This is a genomic window from Helicovermis profundi, assembly GCF_033097505.1.
GTDB lineage: Bacteria > Bacillota > Clostridia > Peptostreptococcales > Acidaminobacteraceae > Helicovermis > Helicovermis profundi.
In genome coordinates this window covers 197,456-212,979 of record NZ_AP028654.1, presented here as the reverse complement: position 1 = coordinate 212,979, position 15,524 = coordinate 197,456, and the positions used below count along the sequence as shown (strand labels likewise).

The window sequence follows — 15,524 nt, the reverse complement described above, 5'->3', positions numbered from 1 at the left end:
AAGGGAATTGGCGTGTTAGCTGATGGTCGTGAGCATTCACTTTTAATTATAATTAAACCAAACTACTTATTAATAAACTTGTATATATAATTACTAATATTTAAAAGTAGCTCTAGGCTATCAACATAATCGTCCTTTTCTAAATCGTGATTAGCACCTTCAATAATTTTTAAATTCACATTTTTATTATTAGAAATCATATCAATATGCTCTTGTTTAAAACCTTCATCATTAGTTCCAACTATAACCATACTATCCGTCTTATTTATACCTTCTACACATTCAGCCCACGGAGTCAAAAAAATATGTTTTTGATTATATTTTTCAAACTCTTTTCTAATTACATTTTGAATATAAGTCCCAAGACATTTTCCAATAAAGATTAGATGCTTATACTCTTTTTTATCTAAAGCTTTTCTTACAGCTTCTTTAACTTCTTTTATTAAAAGCAAATATGTATCATTATTAAATTCAACTTTTTTATCAATTCTTTGAAAACCGTATTCAATAGCTAAAACATCATATCCAGATTGAACTGATACGTTATATGAATAATATAAAAGTGGAGCAAATGTTGTATAAGTGCCACCAGGTAATAAAACCACCAAGGTATCTTTATCTTGTATCATCAATTCATTTTTTATTTTTACACCCCCAATTTGATTTTATCTCTATAAATTCCATATATATTTTACTCCTTTGATGCCTAATATAAATATAAATCCACACAAAGTTTTTGAATTATATTCTACTTTGTTAGACTGTAAGCTAACGTTCCCACAGTTTCCGTCGTATCCCTATCTTTGCTTCGTTTTATTTTTAAAAATTCTTATCTCTACAAACCTCATTCTCTTTAAACACGAGGATATGAAGGGAACTGGTGTGTTATGTGAGGGAATCTACGATTATTCCTTATATTCTCCTGCTATTTCTATCTCATTACCATCTGGATCTATTAATACAAATGAGTAATATGGCATAGCAATATTCATATACATTATTTGTGTAATTTCCCCAATATTTAACGTCTGTAATCGTTCATATTCTTCTTTTAAATCTTCTATGTAGAAATTCAAGACCATATTATTTCCATATTTAATATTCTCATGCCTTATATATTCTATATAATTTTGACTATAAACACCTTCAAGATTTTCATCACTTGAAATTCTCCTATCGTCATAATCAGGATTAAATAATGCAATACATTGTCCGCCAAAATCGAATTGAGCCCATCTATCATAATTTTGCGATGACGGCTTCATATTTAATAACGTACTATAAAACTTAATTGATTTTTCCATGTTTTTCGTTTTTAAATAAGTAGAACCTAATTTCAACATTTTACCTCTCCTTACATATTTATCAAGTATATTCTGTCACATAACGTTCCCGCAGTTTCCGTCGTATCCCTACATTTGTTTTGTTTTATTCTTTAATCTTATATCTATGCAAATCACAATCACATTAAACACGAGGATATGAAGGGAACTGGCGTGTTATGTGCCGGTACTACATGTTTTAACAACAATTTATTTTTTTCAATTCTTTATAAACATTCGCTCTAATAAGATATTTTTCGCGAGCAATTACTTCACTTTCTAAATACAAAGTTGACGCGTCGCATCTAAAACCCTCAGCTCAAGACTAAATATCTTTCGTGAACATTTACTCCACTTTCTAACTGCAAAAGTTACGCGTCGCATTTAAAACCTTCAACCAAAACCAAATTGTCTTTCGCGAACAATTGCTCCGCTTTCTAAATACAAAGTTAGCGCGTCGCATTTAAAACCTTCAATTAAAACCAAAACATCTTTCGCGAACAATTACTCTACTTTCCTAATTACAAAGTAGCGCGTCGCATTTAAAACCTTCAACTCAAACCAGAATATTTTTCGCGAACATTTGCTCCACTTTCTAAAATGCAAAATGGCGCGTCGCATCTGAATTATTCTTTACTTCTATATCAATATAAAACAATTATATTTTTTGATGCATACTCTAATGTAGTTCTGTCACATAACGTTCCCGCAGTTTCCGTCGTGTCCCCTCTTTGCTTCGATTCGTTTTTTAAAATCAATATCCAAGCAATTTGATATCTCTTTAATCACTAGGGATATGAAGGGAACTAGCGTGTTATCGGTAGGTACTGCATGTTTTGACAACACATTAATTTTTCAATCATTTAAAACATTCGCTCTAACAAGATATTTTTCGCGAGCAATTACTTCACTTTCTAAATACAAAGTTGACGCGTCGCATCTAAAACCTTCAACTCAAATCAAAACAACTTTCGCGAACATTTGCTCTACTTTCTTAAATACTAAGTGGCGCGTCGCATTTAAAACCTTCAACCCAAACCAAAATATCTTTCGTGAGCATTTGCTCCACTTTCTTAAATACAAAATGGCGCGTCGCATTTAAAACCTTCAACTAAAACCTAAACATCTTTCGCGAACAATTACTCTACTTTCTTAATTACTAAGTGGCGCGTCGCATCTGAATTATTCTTTACTTCTATATCAATATAAAACAATTATATTTTTTGATGCATAATCTAATGTAGTTCTTTCCGATAACGTTCCCGCAGTTACCGTCGTATCCAATCTTTGCTTCGTTTTATTTTTTAAAGTTCCTATCCTAGTAACTCAACATCTCTTTAATCACAAAGGATATGAAGGGAACTGGCGTGTTATCGGTAGGTACTGCATGTTTTGACAACACATTAATTTTTTCAATCATTTAAAACATTCGCTCTAACAAGATATTTTTCGCGAGCAATTATTTCACTTTCTTGATACAAAGTTAGCGCGTCGCATTTAAAACCTTAAGCCCAAATCAAAATATCTTTCGTGAGCATTTGATCCACTTTCTTAAATGCAAAATAGCGCGTCGCATTTAAAACTTTAAACTCAAATCAAAACATCTTTCGCGAACAATTACTCTACTTTCTTAATTACTAAGTGGCGCGTCGCATTTAAAACCTTCAACTAAAACCAGAATATCTTTCGCGAACATTTGCTCCACTTTCTTAAATGCAAAATGGCGCGTCGCATCTGAATTATTCTTTACTTCTATATCAATATAAAACAACTATATTTTTTGATGCATAATATAATGTAGTTCTTTCCGATAACGTTCCCGCAATTTCCGTCGTATCCCTATCTTTGCTTCGTTTTATTCTTTAAGTTCATATATATGTAAAGCGTAATCACTTTAAACACAAGGGATATGAAGGAAATTGTCGTGTTATGTGCAGTTAATTACGAATTACTGAATTGATTCTAAATAATTCAAATGCTCCAATAAATAAATCCCAGCACCGCTGAATTTTATACTTTCATCAGTATTTACGCTAGCATCACCTGGACTATCATCATCAATATCGATTTCAGCTTCTATACTACGAATTACAATTTGATACGCAATACATTTTTCTGCTGTTAGCTCTAAACTATTATCCACATTAATTTCTTTCTCTTTGCAATAATTCTTAAAACCTCTATACAAATCAAACCAAACTATTTTACTATTACGTCTTCTAATATCCCTATAATAGTAAAAATAATTCTTAATAATTATTAAGTTATCAATGTCAAAATCATTAAATGATTGTAGTGCATTTATACATATCAAATCCTTATAATCAAACTCTTCGTCAGAGTTTATTCTCCTATTAAATATCAAACCAATTAAAAACGATGATTTAGTTGAATTGGAATTTATTGCTTTATTCACACTATCAGTCACATATTCTGCTCTTTTCTCATCTTTTATGTAATCATATAACCTATTAAGTTGTTTCTCAGTTGGCTCATTACATGCATTAAATCCCTTCAAAAAATGTGCTAATCTCTTTTTTACTATATAATTACGACCATTATTTAGTAATTTAACAATTTTAAAGGCATCACTAAATCCTTCTAATAAATCTTCATCTATCAAGCTATCTTTGCTTTCCATAAATGATGCTATTCTATCATTCATTGCATCAAAAATATTTTTAGATTTTATAACTTCAAAGTTTGTACCTTTATCGTCCATTTATATTTTCTCCTATCATATCAAGTAATTAATTTCACATAACGTTCCCGCAATTTCCGTCGTATCCCTACATTTGTTTCGTTTTATTTTTTATGTTTATATATATTTTAATCGAAATCTCTTTATACACGAGGGATATGAAGAAAATTGCGTGTTATATGATGAAAATTATTTACAATTCAATATTTTAGCTTGTTCCAGATTTATATGAAAATTAAATCCGTGGCTACTGAATAAATCGACTAATTGATCTCCATTAATCAATGTAATATTATGTGCATTAGCAAATTCCCTTGAACTATTACCAAAATCTGAAGTCGTTACTAGTATTCCTCTAATAGCTTTATGTTCATCCATTGAACCCTTTAATGCCCTTACTGGTTCAGGAGTAACTATATTAGTATATCTTTTCGCTTGTAATAATATTACACCACCTGTATAAGGGTTTTTATTGAACGCTACTACGTCAATTCCTCCATCATTTGATTGTTGAGTATTTTTAATTTCAATATCTTGTTCCCTAAATTCTAATTCAAACACATCTCTAATTATCACCTCGAAATCTTGCCAATCCATAGCAGCTAAATTAGATTCTGCTGACAAACTATCTAATACTGAATCACTATTAATAATTTTAAATTTACTTTTGTCAGAAAATCTTATAGGTTCAATTTGAGTTATGTTATTAACATCAGGTGTACCTCTTCCTTTAAAATACTTAAACGTATCTCTAGGATTAATATTTTTAAAATCTATATCCTTGAATTCTTCATAAGGTATCTTAGATGACATTATACATACTTCAAATTCTTTACCCGTTCTTTTATCTATACCTTTATAAAATCCATTTAGTATGATATCACTAACTTTATTACTAATATCAAAATTATATATTTCATATGCAATCGCTAAGTACATACTGTAATAAGTATCTTTAATTAATTCATTGCGTTCTTTTTCTTTAAATTGTATTTCATTTATTTCATTTCTAGATTTAACGTATTTATATGCTTTAGCCTTAGGAAAATATGATTCTTGTGGTAGTAGAAAATCGACAACTAAAGATCTATCTTCAAAATTATATTCTAAATTCAAATGTTTAAATTCAATTATTGAAAAACATAAAGAAAAATTCTTTATAACTTTTTCAAAATATGCTTTTATTTTTAAATTGTCATCTAAATTAGAATAATCTTCAAATAATTTATTATAGTAATTCATATCAGATTCAATTTCTTTATTATATTCATCTAACAAGTCATTATATTCTTTTAACTTATATTTATTTATATTTTCAATTTTCTGTTTTTCTGAATGTGAACTATTATATAATTCCAAATCATTTTCATATATTTTTTCAATTTTATTTATCACTTGGTTTGTCAAACCAAAAAGCTTATGATACCATTTGATATTTACAATATATTTCTCCGACTCTTTATTTGGTTTTTCTAATAATTTAGGAACTTTTATAAAACTTGGTCTACTCGGGCGACTTCCAATCTCTTTTAACACTTTACGTTCATATATTTTTTTATAATCAAATTTTTCATTTTCACTTACTTTAATATGTAATTTACTTGATGATGCAATAAACTCCTCTACATCTTCATTCTGCTTTTGAGCTCTCCACTCTTCGGTAAGTTGACTTATTGCTAAATTATATTTCTCAATATATATTGAATGATCTTTATTTCTTACTTTAACCGTTTTACCAAGTTTTACATGCGTCATTAAAGATTGATACGCTTTAATATTTCCGTTTTTATAATATTCTTTTGTACTTTCAATCTTTATATAATTTTTACTCATTTTTTTACCTCATTTCTACTTTTATAATTTTATTCATTTTAAACACACATGAACCTTTTTAATTTTTTTCATATAACGTTCCCGCAATTTCCGTCGTATCTCTATCTTTGTTTCGATTTATTTTTTTAAGTTCATATATATATATGTAAATCTCAATCTCTTTAAATACTAGGGATATGAAGGAAATTGTCGTGTTATACGTCTTTAAAATATGGTGATTAATTCTTATATGTTGTATTACAATATAAATGGGTTAATTGAGCATTTTCTCGCGAGTTATTACCACCATCTTCTTTTCTAATGATATGGTCAACTGACATTGATGTAGTACTCAAGTAACCACCACAAATAGAACATTTTGGTAACGATTTTATATATGATTGTAATTTTATTTGTTGTTTTTTGCCTCTTGAAAAATTACTTTTAACGGATACTCTTTGTGTATCTATTATATCCATTTGAAGATAATTAAAGTCTGTATGGTTTTTTATATTTGTAACTATTTCATCTATACTTATATTCTCATTTTTATCTATAATATCCAGTAATTCATTAAAATAATCTCTTATAGTAGAATAAGCTTTCTTTGATTGTCTCTTTTTTCGAATTATTTGTTGAATCAAAAAACTATATTTATATATTGTTTGTTCAAATTTCTCTCTATTTCTTGTAAATTTATCTAATTTCTTTTTTTCAACTAATTCTTTCGTAAACATTAAGAATCCATAATACGATCCAACTTTATGTTTTCCTATATCAGAATAGAAAAATACATAAGGATGTATTCCTAATGAAAATGGCTTATTAGAATTGATATATTCCAATATTTTCAAAGTGTTTTTAAGGCTATTTACAACGTTCTTTTCATTACCTTCTGTTGCTCCTTGTTTATTATAAACACCATTGCATATTTTTACAGTTTGAGTAACAACATCTAGTGTCATACTTGATGACTGAATTCCTGCAATGGTATATGAATTTATATCATCTCTATTATATTTATTTTCTCCAAACATAATATTATGAATTTTTTTTGAGTAATTTACAATTTCCATTTGAACATCTTCATTAAAATTAGACCAATACTGATATCCTTTGCCAGCTCTTACTATCGCTCTTGCAGAAATTGCATATGCTTTTTCTCTATTCATTATCAAATCTAATTCTGCATCACTTATTTTAGTTGCTGATTGATTAATTTTCAAAAACGAATCTTCAGCTTTTATTGCATCTCCTTCTACCCATTGTAATTGAACGGCTAATGCTCCTAAATTTTTAGCCATTTCTTGTTTTTTAACGTCTTTTGTAGAAGTTATATCACGGCTTATTGCCCAAATTTCTTTAAAAGAACCAATTTTTTCATTAACAATTTCACGAGTAGTTTCAGCGACCTTTTTCTGCTCAGGTGATATTACATTTCCATAATATTTTAATGAAATTTCTCCATCACCATAATCATCATTAATCCAAGCACCAAGACTACTAAGTCTATGTGCACCATCAATTACAAATATGTACCCTCCTGAATTTCTCCATAATATTAATGCTGGTATTAAATCGCTATTAATGAAACTTTCTATCATAGAAAAAACTTTATTTTTATCCCATTCATTTGTTTCTCTTTGAAATATTGGTTTTCTTAAGGCTGCAAAAAAGAAAGAATCATATTTAATATCCTCAATTGAAAGTGTTGCTTTATTTCTTGTGTTTCCACTGCTCCCTACAGATGATGTGATTTCAAAATCTTCTCTTAATATTAAAGCATCTAATGTTACTGTTTTCATATTTTCCTCCTATATACTTTTTAATTAATTACCTCTAACTAGTATTTTAAGTCAGGTAAGTCAGGGAGATTACTCTCCCGTTCTCCCCTAAGAACCGTACGTGACACTTTCACGTCATACGGCTCAAGCTATTTATAACTAAACAAGTCTACTGTTTAGCAAGTTTCTCTTCAAATAATAATCCTTATATTCATTTAAATAAGGATTTGCATCAAACTTTATTAACACATGTCTTTTTATTTTGAAGTCTGTTGCAAATTTTAGAATTTTATTTTCAGTTTTAAATATCCAATCTCTTGATTTGATTTCTGAAAAATATTTCTTCTTTCGCCAGTTCTTCGATTTCGTTGGATGTCTTCTTTTGCACCAATTCCATAAGCTTTCAAATATTTCCTTATCTAATGTTTGAAATATTTTCTTTGAACATGCATGTTTATGATAATTGCACCATCCTGTTATTATTTGATTTAGGCGACTTATCAATATATCCTGCTTTTGCATTAGATTTTTCTTTATTGTATTTTTTATGTTTTTTAGCACTTTTCTTAATGATTTATTTGATGGTTTTATTATCAATTTATCTTTAAACTTTCTGAAGTTCCATCCTAAAAAATCGAATCCTTCTTTTATATGTGTTATTATTGTTTTCTCTTTTGATAACTCTAAACCTCGTTTTTGTAAGAAATTTGATATAAGTTCTTTTATTTCAACAAGTGTTTCTTTATCTCTTGCTGTTACTACAAAATCATCTGCATATATTACTATATTTACCTTCAACTTATTATATTGTCGGTCTATTGTTCCAACACTATTTTTCCAATACTTTTCTTGCAACATTTTACTCATTCTATTAAGTGTTAAATTTGCTAGTGTTGGTGATATTATACCGCCTTGTGGTGTTCCTGATTTTGTTTTATAAAGCTTATTATTTAGTACATATCCAGCTTTTATAAATTGTTTTAATACTCTTTTATCCATTAAGATATTTCTTTTTATCCATTCATGTGATATATTATCAAAACATCCTTTTATATCACCTTCAAGTACCCACTCTACCGAATGCTTAGTTCCTAAACATTTAAATAAATATGCATATGCATCTTTTGTACTTCTATATAGTCTGAATCCAAAACTTCTTTTATCTAAAATAGTTTCTGATACGGGATCAAGTGTTTGTAAATATAATGCTTGCATTGCTCTATCATACATTGTAGGAATTCCTAGCGGTCTTTTCTTTTTCCCTTTATCTTTATCAATATAAATTCGTCTAAGTGGTTTTGATTTATAACCTTTATTTGTCAACTTTAATGCATTTTCGTACTTAAGTGATTCTGTTGACCACAGTTTCTTATCAATTCCAAATGTTCGTTTACCTTTATTGCTGGTAACCCTCTTTACTGCTAGTAGTTTTGCATAATATGATTTTGCTAAAAGATACTGTAATTTCTTTACTAGGTTTATTCTATTCTCCGATACTGCTTTAGCTATCCTTGATTGAAGTTTATTAATTACAGTTTTTACAATGTTCCAGTCTATACTTTTCCATTGATTTGTGTAATCTATAGATGCCCGAGTACAAGCTCTTTTTGGCTTTCCTATATTCATAAAGTTTCTTTCCTTTCATCGCTATAAACAACCTACTAAAAGTCTGCATTCTCTCGAATTAAGGCAAATTTTGAACCTCTATCTACTTCATTACAAAGTAACATTCGCTTCCTTTAGCTTTCCCATAACCAGTAATATTGTGTTTTCTTTGCAGAAAACCTACCTTAATTATTTAAGGAATTAGTGGCCTTACTCAGTTCTACACCTTAACCAATTCATATATCCTTAGATTCTATCTTTACCCCGGAGCTTTTATCCATTTGTTAAGCAATACAACAACTTACTCAACTACAGCTCATACCTTTTGGTTACAGAGTTTCAGCCTTATTTCTCTGAGCACGTTTAACGAGGCTTACAATAATTCATTTAATTTAATCATAGATATATATTTATCCTAGCAATTAATCCACTTTAGGCTAGCAGATTTCTCACATTGTTCCCATAGCTTAGAACCCCTTCATTACTGATGGCGCACCTATAGGTAGGATTACTCCAAATGGATAGAGTAGCTAAAAAGTCTTTCAACTTAAGCAGCTTAAGATGTAACTTTTGGTCTTTATTTCAGACCCTGGTCGCACTGTTACCTAACGTTCCCGCAGTTTCCGTCGTATCCTACATTTACTTCATTTTATCTTTTAAATTCATATCTAAGCAAATCACAATCTTCTCAACCTCAAGGATATGAAGGATACTGACGTGTTATGCGCTGGCATTTCACGACTTCAACTTAATTTCCTTTTTATTTTATACTCGAATTGAAGCTGATTTGGACAATATTTGTTATTTTCATCAATCACTTTTTTTGATGTCAACTCAAATCCAAGTTTTTTATGTAAATTTATAGACTCAATATTAAATTTGCTTACATGAGCAATTATAATCTCACATTTTTCACCTTCAAGATGTCTAATCAATCCTTTAATTAAAGTTGTACTGTAACCACAATTTCTATAATCAACTGCTGTTTCTAAAGCTTCTTCAAACCATATTAATTCACTCATCTTTATTGCTCTTACTCCACTTACATATTTATTATCTTTATCTATAACTGCAATAAACTGTGAGTCATTTGGAGATGACATAAACGATTCAATGAAATTATAATAATCAGATTTAAATTTTTCATGCGCTTTCTTTTTCTCATATTCATTTTCTTTATCAATTTTACTTAAATAGGAATCTTCAAATATTTCATATGTAGATTCTTTATAAGTAAATTCCATTAGTTGTTCAACTAATTCTTGATTAAAATCTTTGTAATTTAATACTTTAAACATAAACTCACCTTCTTTTATTCATAATACAGTGACATGCTTGCGCTTAACGTTCCCACAGTTACCGTCGTATCCTATCTTTGCTTCATTTTATTCTTTAAAATTCTTATCCAAGTAACTCGATATCTCTTTAGTCGCAAAGGATATGAAGGGAACTGGTGTGTTATATGATGAAATCATGGTTGTAGCAATTAAATGTATTTATAATAATATGCTTGTGCAGTTGATTCATTTATTAAATGACTGTAATTACCAACTTCAATCCCATATTTTTTTATTTTTTCTTCTATGGTTCCCAATGTTGAATCGTTAATTTTAGCTATTAGTATAGGATTAGTATTATTTATTATCATAGTAACAATTGCTGTATTCATCAATTTTTCGACTGAAAATGTTTTACTTTTTTTTTCTGAAATATCATATTCAATTTCTTTTAAAACTTTATACAATGGTTTGTTAAATACATTATGATTATACTTCCTGTCATATATGTGTTCGAAAAATCTTGTACTATCCAAATATTTTTTTTCTGATAATTTAAGTGCAGATAAAATATCTCTTCTTAATGAATTTGAAATTAATATTTTAACTTCGTTTATCGTTACACTTCGGAAATCATTATCAAAATCAGCAAATTTTAATTCCGCTATAACTTTTCTTTTAGCTGGTGCTAGAAGTGTAATTTTTGTATATAGTTTTATCATATGTAAATCAATATCATTACTATTATAATTTTTTTCAAAATATTCTAATAGTTTTATAATAATATGTTCTGGCAAATATTCACGTTCCGTTGAATTATTCAAATTTAATTTTTCTGATATTTCATCTTTAAACAATTCATATCCTGCAATATCATTAAATATATTATCTGTTTTTCCCTCTCTATGTATTTTGTCATAAAAAGCTTTTATTGCTTCCAAATGTATTGCCATTGTATTTGTCGTGTTTATTTTGCCCAAGTTATTATAAAATACTACCGATCCTATGATATCATTTTTATCTATTTCATTTGGTCTATTTTCTTTTCCAAGAGTTTTAATATAATATAAAAATTTTTCACAATGGTTTGTATAAGTAGGATATTTTTGGCCCTTTGTAAAATCTTTTATCCACGTCTCCAATAAACTTGTATTCTTCATATTACCTCCAATATTTCAATGATTTTTTCATATAACGTTCCCGCAATTTCCGTCGTATCCCTATTTTTGTTTCTTTTTATTTTTCAAGTTCATATATATGTAAATCTCAATCACTTTAAATTCGAGGGATATGAAGGGAATTGGCGTGTTAGCTGATGGATTAATCCGGTCGCTCTACATCAAACTTCAATTCAACCAATACTCCATAATGATCACTTGGTGTCATTTTATTTATTCTTTCTTTACCTAACAATTGATACTCCTCTAATTTTGGAGATATCTTTGGATATGGTTCCTTCATTAATATCCAGTCAACTCTTTCAGGTATTGAAAAAGTATATTCATCTTCCCATCTTGGGTTGTTACAAAAATCCAAAGTATAATCTACTTCTTTACCTTTCCTATATGAATAAGCTTTAGCTAAATCAGTCCAATCAGTACTTAATTCGTCTAATGAATATTCACCTTTCAAAAAATTGTATATTGAAGAATTGTCACTACTATTAAAGTCACCAAGTAAAATAGCATAATCCGTTTCTTGCGAATCAAAATGCTTAACAGCTTTAGCAATCTCAATTTCTCTATTCCTTACTTTCTTCCAATCTAAATGAACATTCATTATTCCTATTTTGTATTGCTTAATAATAATAGTGGCATACATTAACCCACTATTATGTACATCTTCACTATCATCCCAATTAGTCCATAAGTTACTCATTGGAAACTTACTTAATATCGCTAAACCTTCATCACAATCAAAATACTTTTTCCAATATGAGTATTCAAAATTACATTCATATTTTATCTTTTTTATTATCTCTTCATCTTTAACTTCTTGTAATGCAATCAGGTCAATATTTTCTTTCTTTATCAAATCAACTAGTAGCTTCATTCTGTCACTATAATTTTTTTCACTATTCCAAATATTATATGTTGCTATTTTCATAAAGACCTCTTTTTATTACATAATCAGGATTAATCTTTTAGCTAACGTTCCCGCAGTTACCGTCGTATCCCTAACTTTTATATCGATTTTTCCTTCAAATTCATATACAAGCAAATCTCAAGCCCTTTAAACAATGGGATATGAAGGGAATTGACGTGTTAGCTGGCGTTAATTCTTGAACCATTTAAGCTATAATATACTTTTGTCATTATACTTCAACAGCCTGTCTTTCATTGTATTAGCAAGCTCTTCAATATTTACATCAAAAGTATTTACTGATATATTAATTGGTGGAAATTTCATCATCATATTCAACTTCGCTACCATTCGCTTTGTTGATGAAATTCTCATTAAATATTTTTCAACATTATTTACTTCTATTCCAATAAATTTTTGAGTAAAACATCTTACTATTCTTATCGATTTGACTTCACTCCAACTTATTAGTCCCGTACTTATCATACTTGATAAATCAAAAATACCTTCATCACTTATCCTAATTAGTTCCACAGCAGGTTCTGACGAAATCGTTTTAATACTTCGTCTAATAATATAGGTCGCACAAATTCCCAAAAATAATGTTGCAATAATCCCAATTATAATAAGTAATATGTTTTTCCCAACTACTCCCATAATTAGACTGAATACACTAAAACAGGTCCCTATAATTCCCGAAAATACTAAACCTATTAATTTATCTTTATTTTCCTTGATACTAATCGTGTTCATAACAAATACCTCACTAATTATTATAAAATTTTATATTTCTAATACAAATAAACTAGAACAAGCACTAAAAGAATTTATGTCAGCTAACGTTCCCGCAGTTTCCGTCGTATCCCTATATTTGTTTCGATTTATTCTTTATCTTATATCTATGCAAATCACAATCACATTAAACACGAGGATATGAAGGGAACTGGCGTGTTAGAAGATGCTTAAAACGTTGATAACAACTAAATGCTTTTTTATAAATGCACTCCAATTACAACTTCTTAATGATTTTGATTTTAAATATCTATTAAATAAATTTAATTTTTCGACATTTCAAAGGGAAGGTGTATACTTTTGCTACCATTTGTTACTTTTTTTGTTTATATGAAATATCAAATACTTAAATTAATTTTCTTATCAAAATCATTTTTTAATATAATTAAAATAGTATTTTTTTAATGTAAGTATCTAGATACAAATTTTGTTCTTTTTTATATTGGATTTCCATTATAATCATAAAATTTTACATCCTCAAAGCCCATTTTTTTCATTATGGTTTTAATTATTTCTTCACTTAGACCACCATGAGGTACTCCATATTCTTTTTCTACTTTTTTTAATTCTTCTATCAACAGTTTTATTTCATCCTGTGATAACTTTCTTTCATTAGGATCTATTCCAAGTATTTTATCAATTTCTTCTCTGCTTAAAAACTTAGGCATAAAAAATACTCCTTTTAATTTTAACCCTAGGACCAATTAGCAATTTTAGGATTATAAATAATTCTACTACTATAACGAAAAATCATTTATTATTTATTAAAAATTAACTCAATTTAATAAATAAGATTTTAAATGACTTAGTTTTTAGTGTCTGCTAACGTTCCCGCAGTTTCCGTCGTATCCTCATCTTTGCTTCAATATATTATTTAAAAATTCATTTCCAAGCAAATGTCAATTCCTTTAATCACAAGGATATGAAGGAAATTGGCGTGTTAGCAGATGTTAATTCTCATTACTATAAACACACTTTAACAAACTGTTTTCCATAATCATTAATATAAAATACACTCTTAGTTTCATATATTTCTAATTCTCTATCCAAGTTCTCTGTTTGATATTTATCTAATATATCTAAAATCAGATGATTTGCTGTAAATTGTTCATATCCATCTTTACCTGCTGTCCTATCAAACATAAGTTCAATTAATCCATATTTACTTAGCCTAACCAAACTAGCTGAAATATCGAAAATATCAAATCCTTCAAAAGTCCATCCTAAGAACCAATTTGGTGTAGCATCAATAAATACTTGATTTGAACCTACTATTCTAATTTCAGGATTTGTTGCTCTAATATTTCCTTTATTTTTTGAAATTCTTTCTAAAACTTTTGCATCCAAACTACTCATTTGCTTTATAATTTCTGTGAATGATGGATGTACCAATTTATTTTTTGATAAATCCATTGAATTTGCAAGTAAATTTACAAACATCTCTCTAAGATATTTGTTGTCAGCAGTATAAGTAAGTGCTTGCATTGCAGGCACAGCAATCTCAGGATCAGGACTTTTTCTATTCTCTAATGATATTTTTTCCAATTTCTTTTCAACATCATTTACTATAAATTCTTCTATTTTTTCCCAACCCCAAAGTAACCCACGTACTGGAGCTAACAAGCTCTTAACTGATTTTCCTACAACTGTTCCAACTTCTTTAAAAGCTGGTTGTGCAATATCTTCATATACTTGTGGAAGTAATTTTACTGATTCATCAATTGCTTTTTTTGTTATTATTGTATTCATATATATTCCTTTCATCAAATAAAAATTTGAGATTTAATGTATGCTAACGTTCCCGCAGTTACCGTCGTATCCAATCTTTGCTTCGTTTTATCTTTTAAAGTTCCTATCCTAGTAACTCAACATCTCTTTAATCACAAGGGATATGAAGGGAACTGGCGTGTTATCGGTAGGTACTGCATGTTTTGACAACACATTAATTTTTTCAATCATTTAAAACATTCGCTCTAATAAGATATTTTTCGCGAGCAATTACTTCACTTACTTGATACAAAGTTGACGCGTCGCATTTAAAACCTCCAACTCAAATCAAAACATCTTTCGCGAACATTTGCTCTACCTTCTAAATACTAAGTGGCGCGTCGCATTTAAAACCTTCAGCCCAAACCAAAATATCTTTCGT

Annotated in this window: 12 protein-coding genes; all 12 read right to left on the bottom strand. The window is 28.7% G+C overall.

The window, feature by feature from the left end; genetic code table 11:
- Positions 1–62: 62 nt before the first annotated feature.
- The 12 genes from AACH12_RS00845 to AACH12_RS00790 all read right to left on the bottom strand — a co-directional run bounded on the left by AACH12_RS00845 (position 63) and on the right by AACH12_RS00790 (position 15,124).
- Positions 63–629: an alpha/beta hydrolase family protein gene (locus AACH12_RS00845; RefSeq protein ID WP_338534860.1), complete on the bottom strand. Its 567-nt coding sequence runs from the start codon at positions 627–629 to the stop codon at positions 63–65.
- 276 nt (positions 630–905) lie between these two features.
- Complete coding sequence (locus AACH12_RS00840) at positions 906–1,343, bottom strand: VOC family protein (protein ID WP_338536197.1); 438 nt, start codon at positions 1,341–1,343, stop codon at positions 906–908.
- A 1,927-nt stretch (positions 1,344–3,270) separates the two neighbouring features.
- Positions 3,271–4,044, bottom strand: coding sequence for a hypothetical protein (locus AACH12_RS00835; RefSeq protein WP_338534864.1), 774 nt, complete (start codon positions 4,042–4,044; stop codon positions 3,271–3,273).
- A 168-nt stretch (positions 4,045–4,212) separates the two neighbouring features.
- Positions 4,213–5,856: a restriction endonuclease gene (locus tag AACH12_RS00830; RefSeq protein ID WP_338536196.1), complete on the bottom strand. Its 1,644-nt coding sequence runs from the start codon at positions 5,854–5,856 to the stop codon at positions 4,213–4,215.
- A gap of 218 nt (positions 5,857–6,074) precedes the next feature.
- Complete coding sequence (locus tag AACH12_RS00825) at positions 6,075–7,640, bottom strand: HNH endonuclease family protein (protein ID WP_338536195.1); 1,566 nt, start codon at positions 7,638–7,640, stop codon at positions 6,075–6,077.
- A gap of 138 nt (positions 7,641–7,778) precedes the next feature.
- Positions 7,779–9,245 (bottom strand): group II intron reverse transcriptase/maturase, encoded by a 1,467-nt coding sequence (gene ltrA / locus AACH12_RS00820; RefSeq protein WP_338536194.1) that lies wholly within the window; start codon positions 9,243–9,245, stop codon positions 7,779–7,781.
- A gap of 722 nt (positions 9,246–9,967) precedes the next feature.
- Positions 9,968–10,522 (bottom strand): GNAT family N-acetyltransferase, encoded by a 555-nt coding sequence (locus AACH12_RS00815; protein WP_338534865.1) that lies wholly within the window; start codon positions 10,520–10,522, stop codon positions 9,968–9,970.
- A gap of 188 nt (positions 10,523–10,710) precedes the next feature.
- Positions 10,711–11,661, bottom strand: coding sequence for a type 1 periplasmic-binding domain-containing protein (locus tag AACH12_RS00810; RefSeq protein WP_338536193.1), 951 nt, complete (start codon positions 11,659–11,661; stop codon positions 10,711–10,713).
- A gap of 160 nt (positions 11,662–11,821) precedes the next feature.
- Complete coding sequence (locus tag AACH12_RS00805; protein WP_338536192.1) at positions 11,822–12,607, bottom strand: endonuclease/exonuclease/phosphatase family protein; 786 nt, start codon at positions 12,605–12,607, stop codon at positions 11,822–11,824.
- Positions 12,608–12,796: 189 nt separating this feature from the next.
- Positions 12,797–13,336, bottom strand: a complete 540-nt coding sequence (locus tag AACH12_RS00800; protein ID WP_338536191.1) for an STM3941 family protein — start codon at positions 13,334–13,336, stop codon at positions 12,797–12,799.
- Between the two features lie 476 nt (positions 13,337–13,812).
- Positions 13,813–14,043, bottom strand: a complete 231-nt coding sequence (locus AACH12_RS00795; protein ID WP_338536190.1) for a hypothetical protein — start codon at positions 14,041–14,043, stop codon at positions 13,813–13,815.
- Between the two features lie 295 nt (positions 14,044–14,338).
- On the bottom strand, positions 14,339–15,124 hold the full coding sequence (locus AACH12_RS00790; protein ID WP_338536189.1) for a DUF4393 domain-containing protein: 786 nt from the start codon (positions 15,122–15,124) through the stop codon (positions 14,339–14,341).
- Positions 15,125–15,524: the final 400 nt, after the last annotated feature.

What these genes read in the sequence shown, in the direction of transcription:
- AACH12_RS00845 (WP_338534860.1), bottom strand. Translation starts at nt 629, where the DNA reads ATGATACAAGATAAAGATACCTTGGTGGTTTTATTACCTGGTGGCACT.
- AACH12_RS00840 (WP_338536197.1), bottom strand. Translation starts at nt 1,343, where the DNA reads ATGTTGAAATTAGGTTCTACTTATTTAAAAACGAAAAACATGGAAAAA.
- AACH12_RS00835 (WP_338534864.1), bottom strand. Translation starts at nt 4,044, where the DNA reads ATGGACGATAAAGGTACAAACTTTGAAGTTATAAAATCTAAAAATATT.
- AACH12_RS00830 (WP_338536196.1), bottom strand. Translation starts at nt 5,856, where the DNA reads ATGAGTAAAAATTATATAAAGATTGAAAGTACAAAAGAATATTATAAA.
- AACH12_RS00825 (WP_338536195.1), bottom strand. Translation starts at nt 7,640, where the DNA reads ATGAAAACAGTAACATTAGATGCTTTAATATTAAGAGAAGATTTTGAA.
- ltrA (WP_338536194.1), bottom strand. Translation starts at nt 9,245, where the DNA reads ATGAATATAGGAAAGCCAAAAAGAGCTTGTACTCGGGCATCTATAGAT.
- AACH12_RS00815 (WP_338534865.1), bottom strand. Translation starts at nt 10,522, where the DNA reads ATGTTTAAAGTATTAAATTACAAAGATTTTAATCAAGAATTAGTTGAA.
- AACH12_RS00810 (WP_338536193.1), bottom strand. Translation starts at nt 11,661, where the DNA reads ATGAAGAATACAAGTTTATTGGAGACGTGGATAAAAGATTTTACAAAG.
- AACH12_RS00805 (WP_338536192.1), bottom strand. Translation starts at nt 12,607, where the DNA reads ATGAAAATAGCAACATATAATATTTGGAATAGTGAAAAAAATTATAGT.
- AACH12_RS00800 (WP_338536191.1), bottom strand. Translation starts at nt 13,336, where the DNA reads ATGAACACGATTAGTATCAAGGAAAATAAAGATAAATTAATAGGTTTA.
- AACH12_RS00795 (WP_338536190.1), bottom strand. Translation starts at nt 14,043, where the DNA reads ATGCCTAAGTTTTTAAGCAGAGAAGAAATTGATAAAATACTTGGAATA.
- AACH12_RS00790 (WP_338536189.1), bottom strand. Translation starts at nt 15,124, where the DNA reads ATGAATACAATAATAACAAAAAAAGCAATTGATGAATCAGTAAAATTA.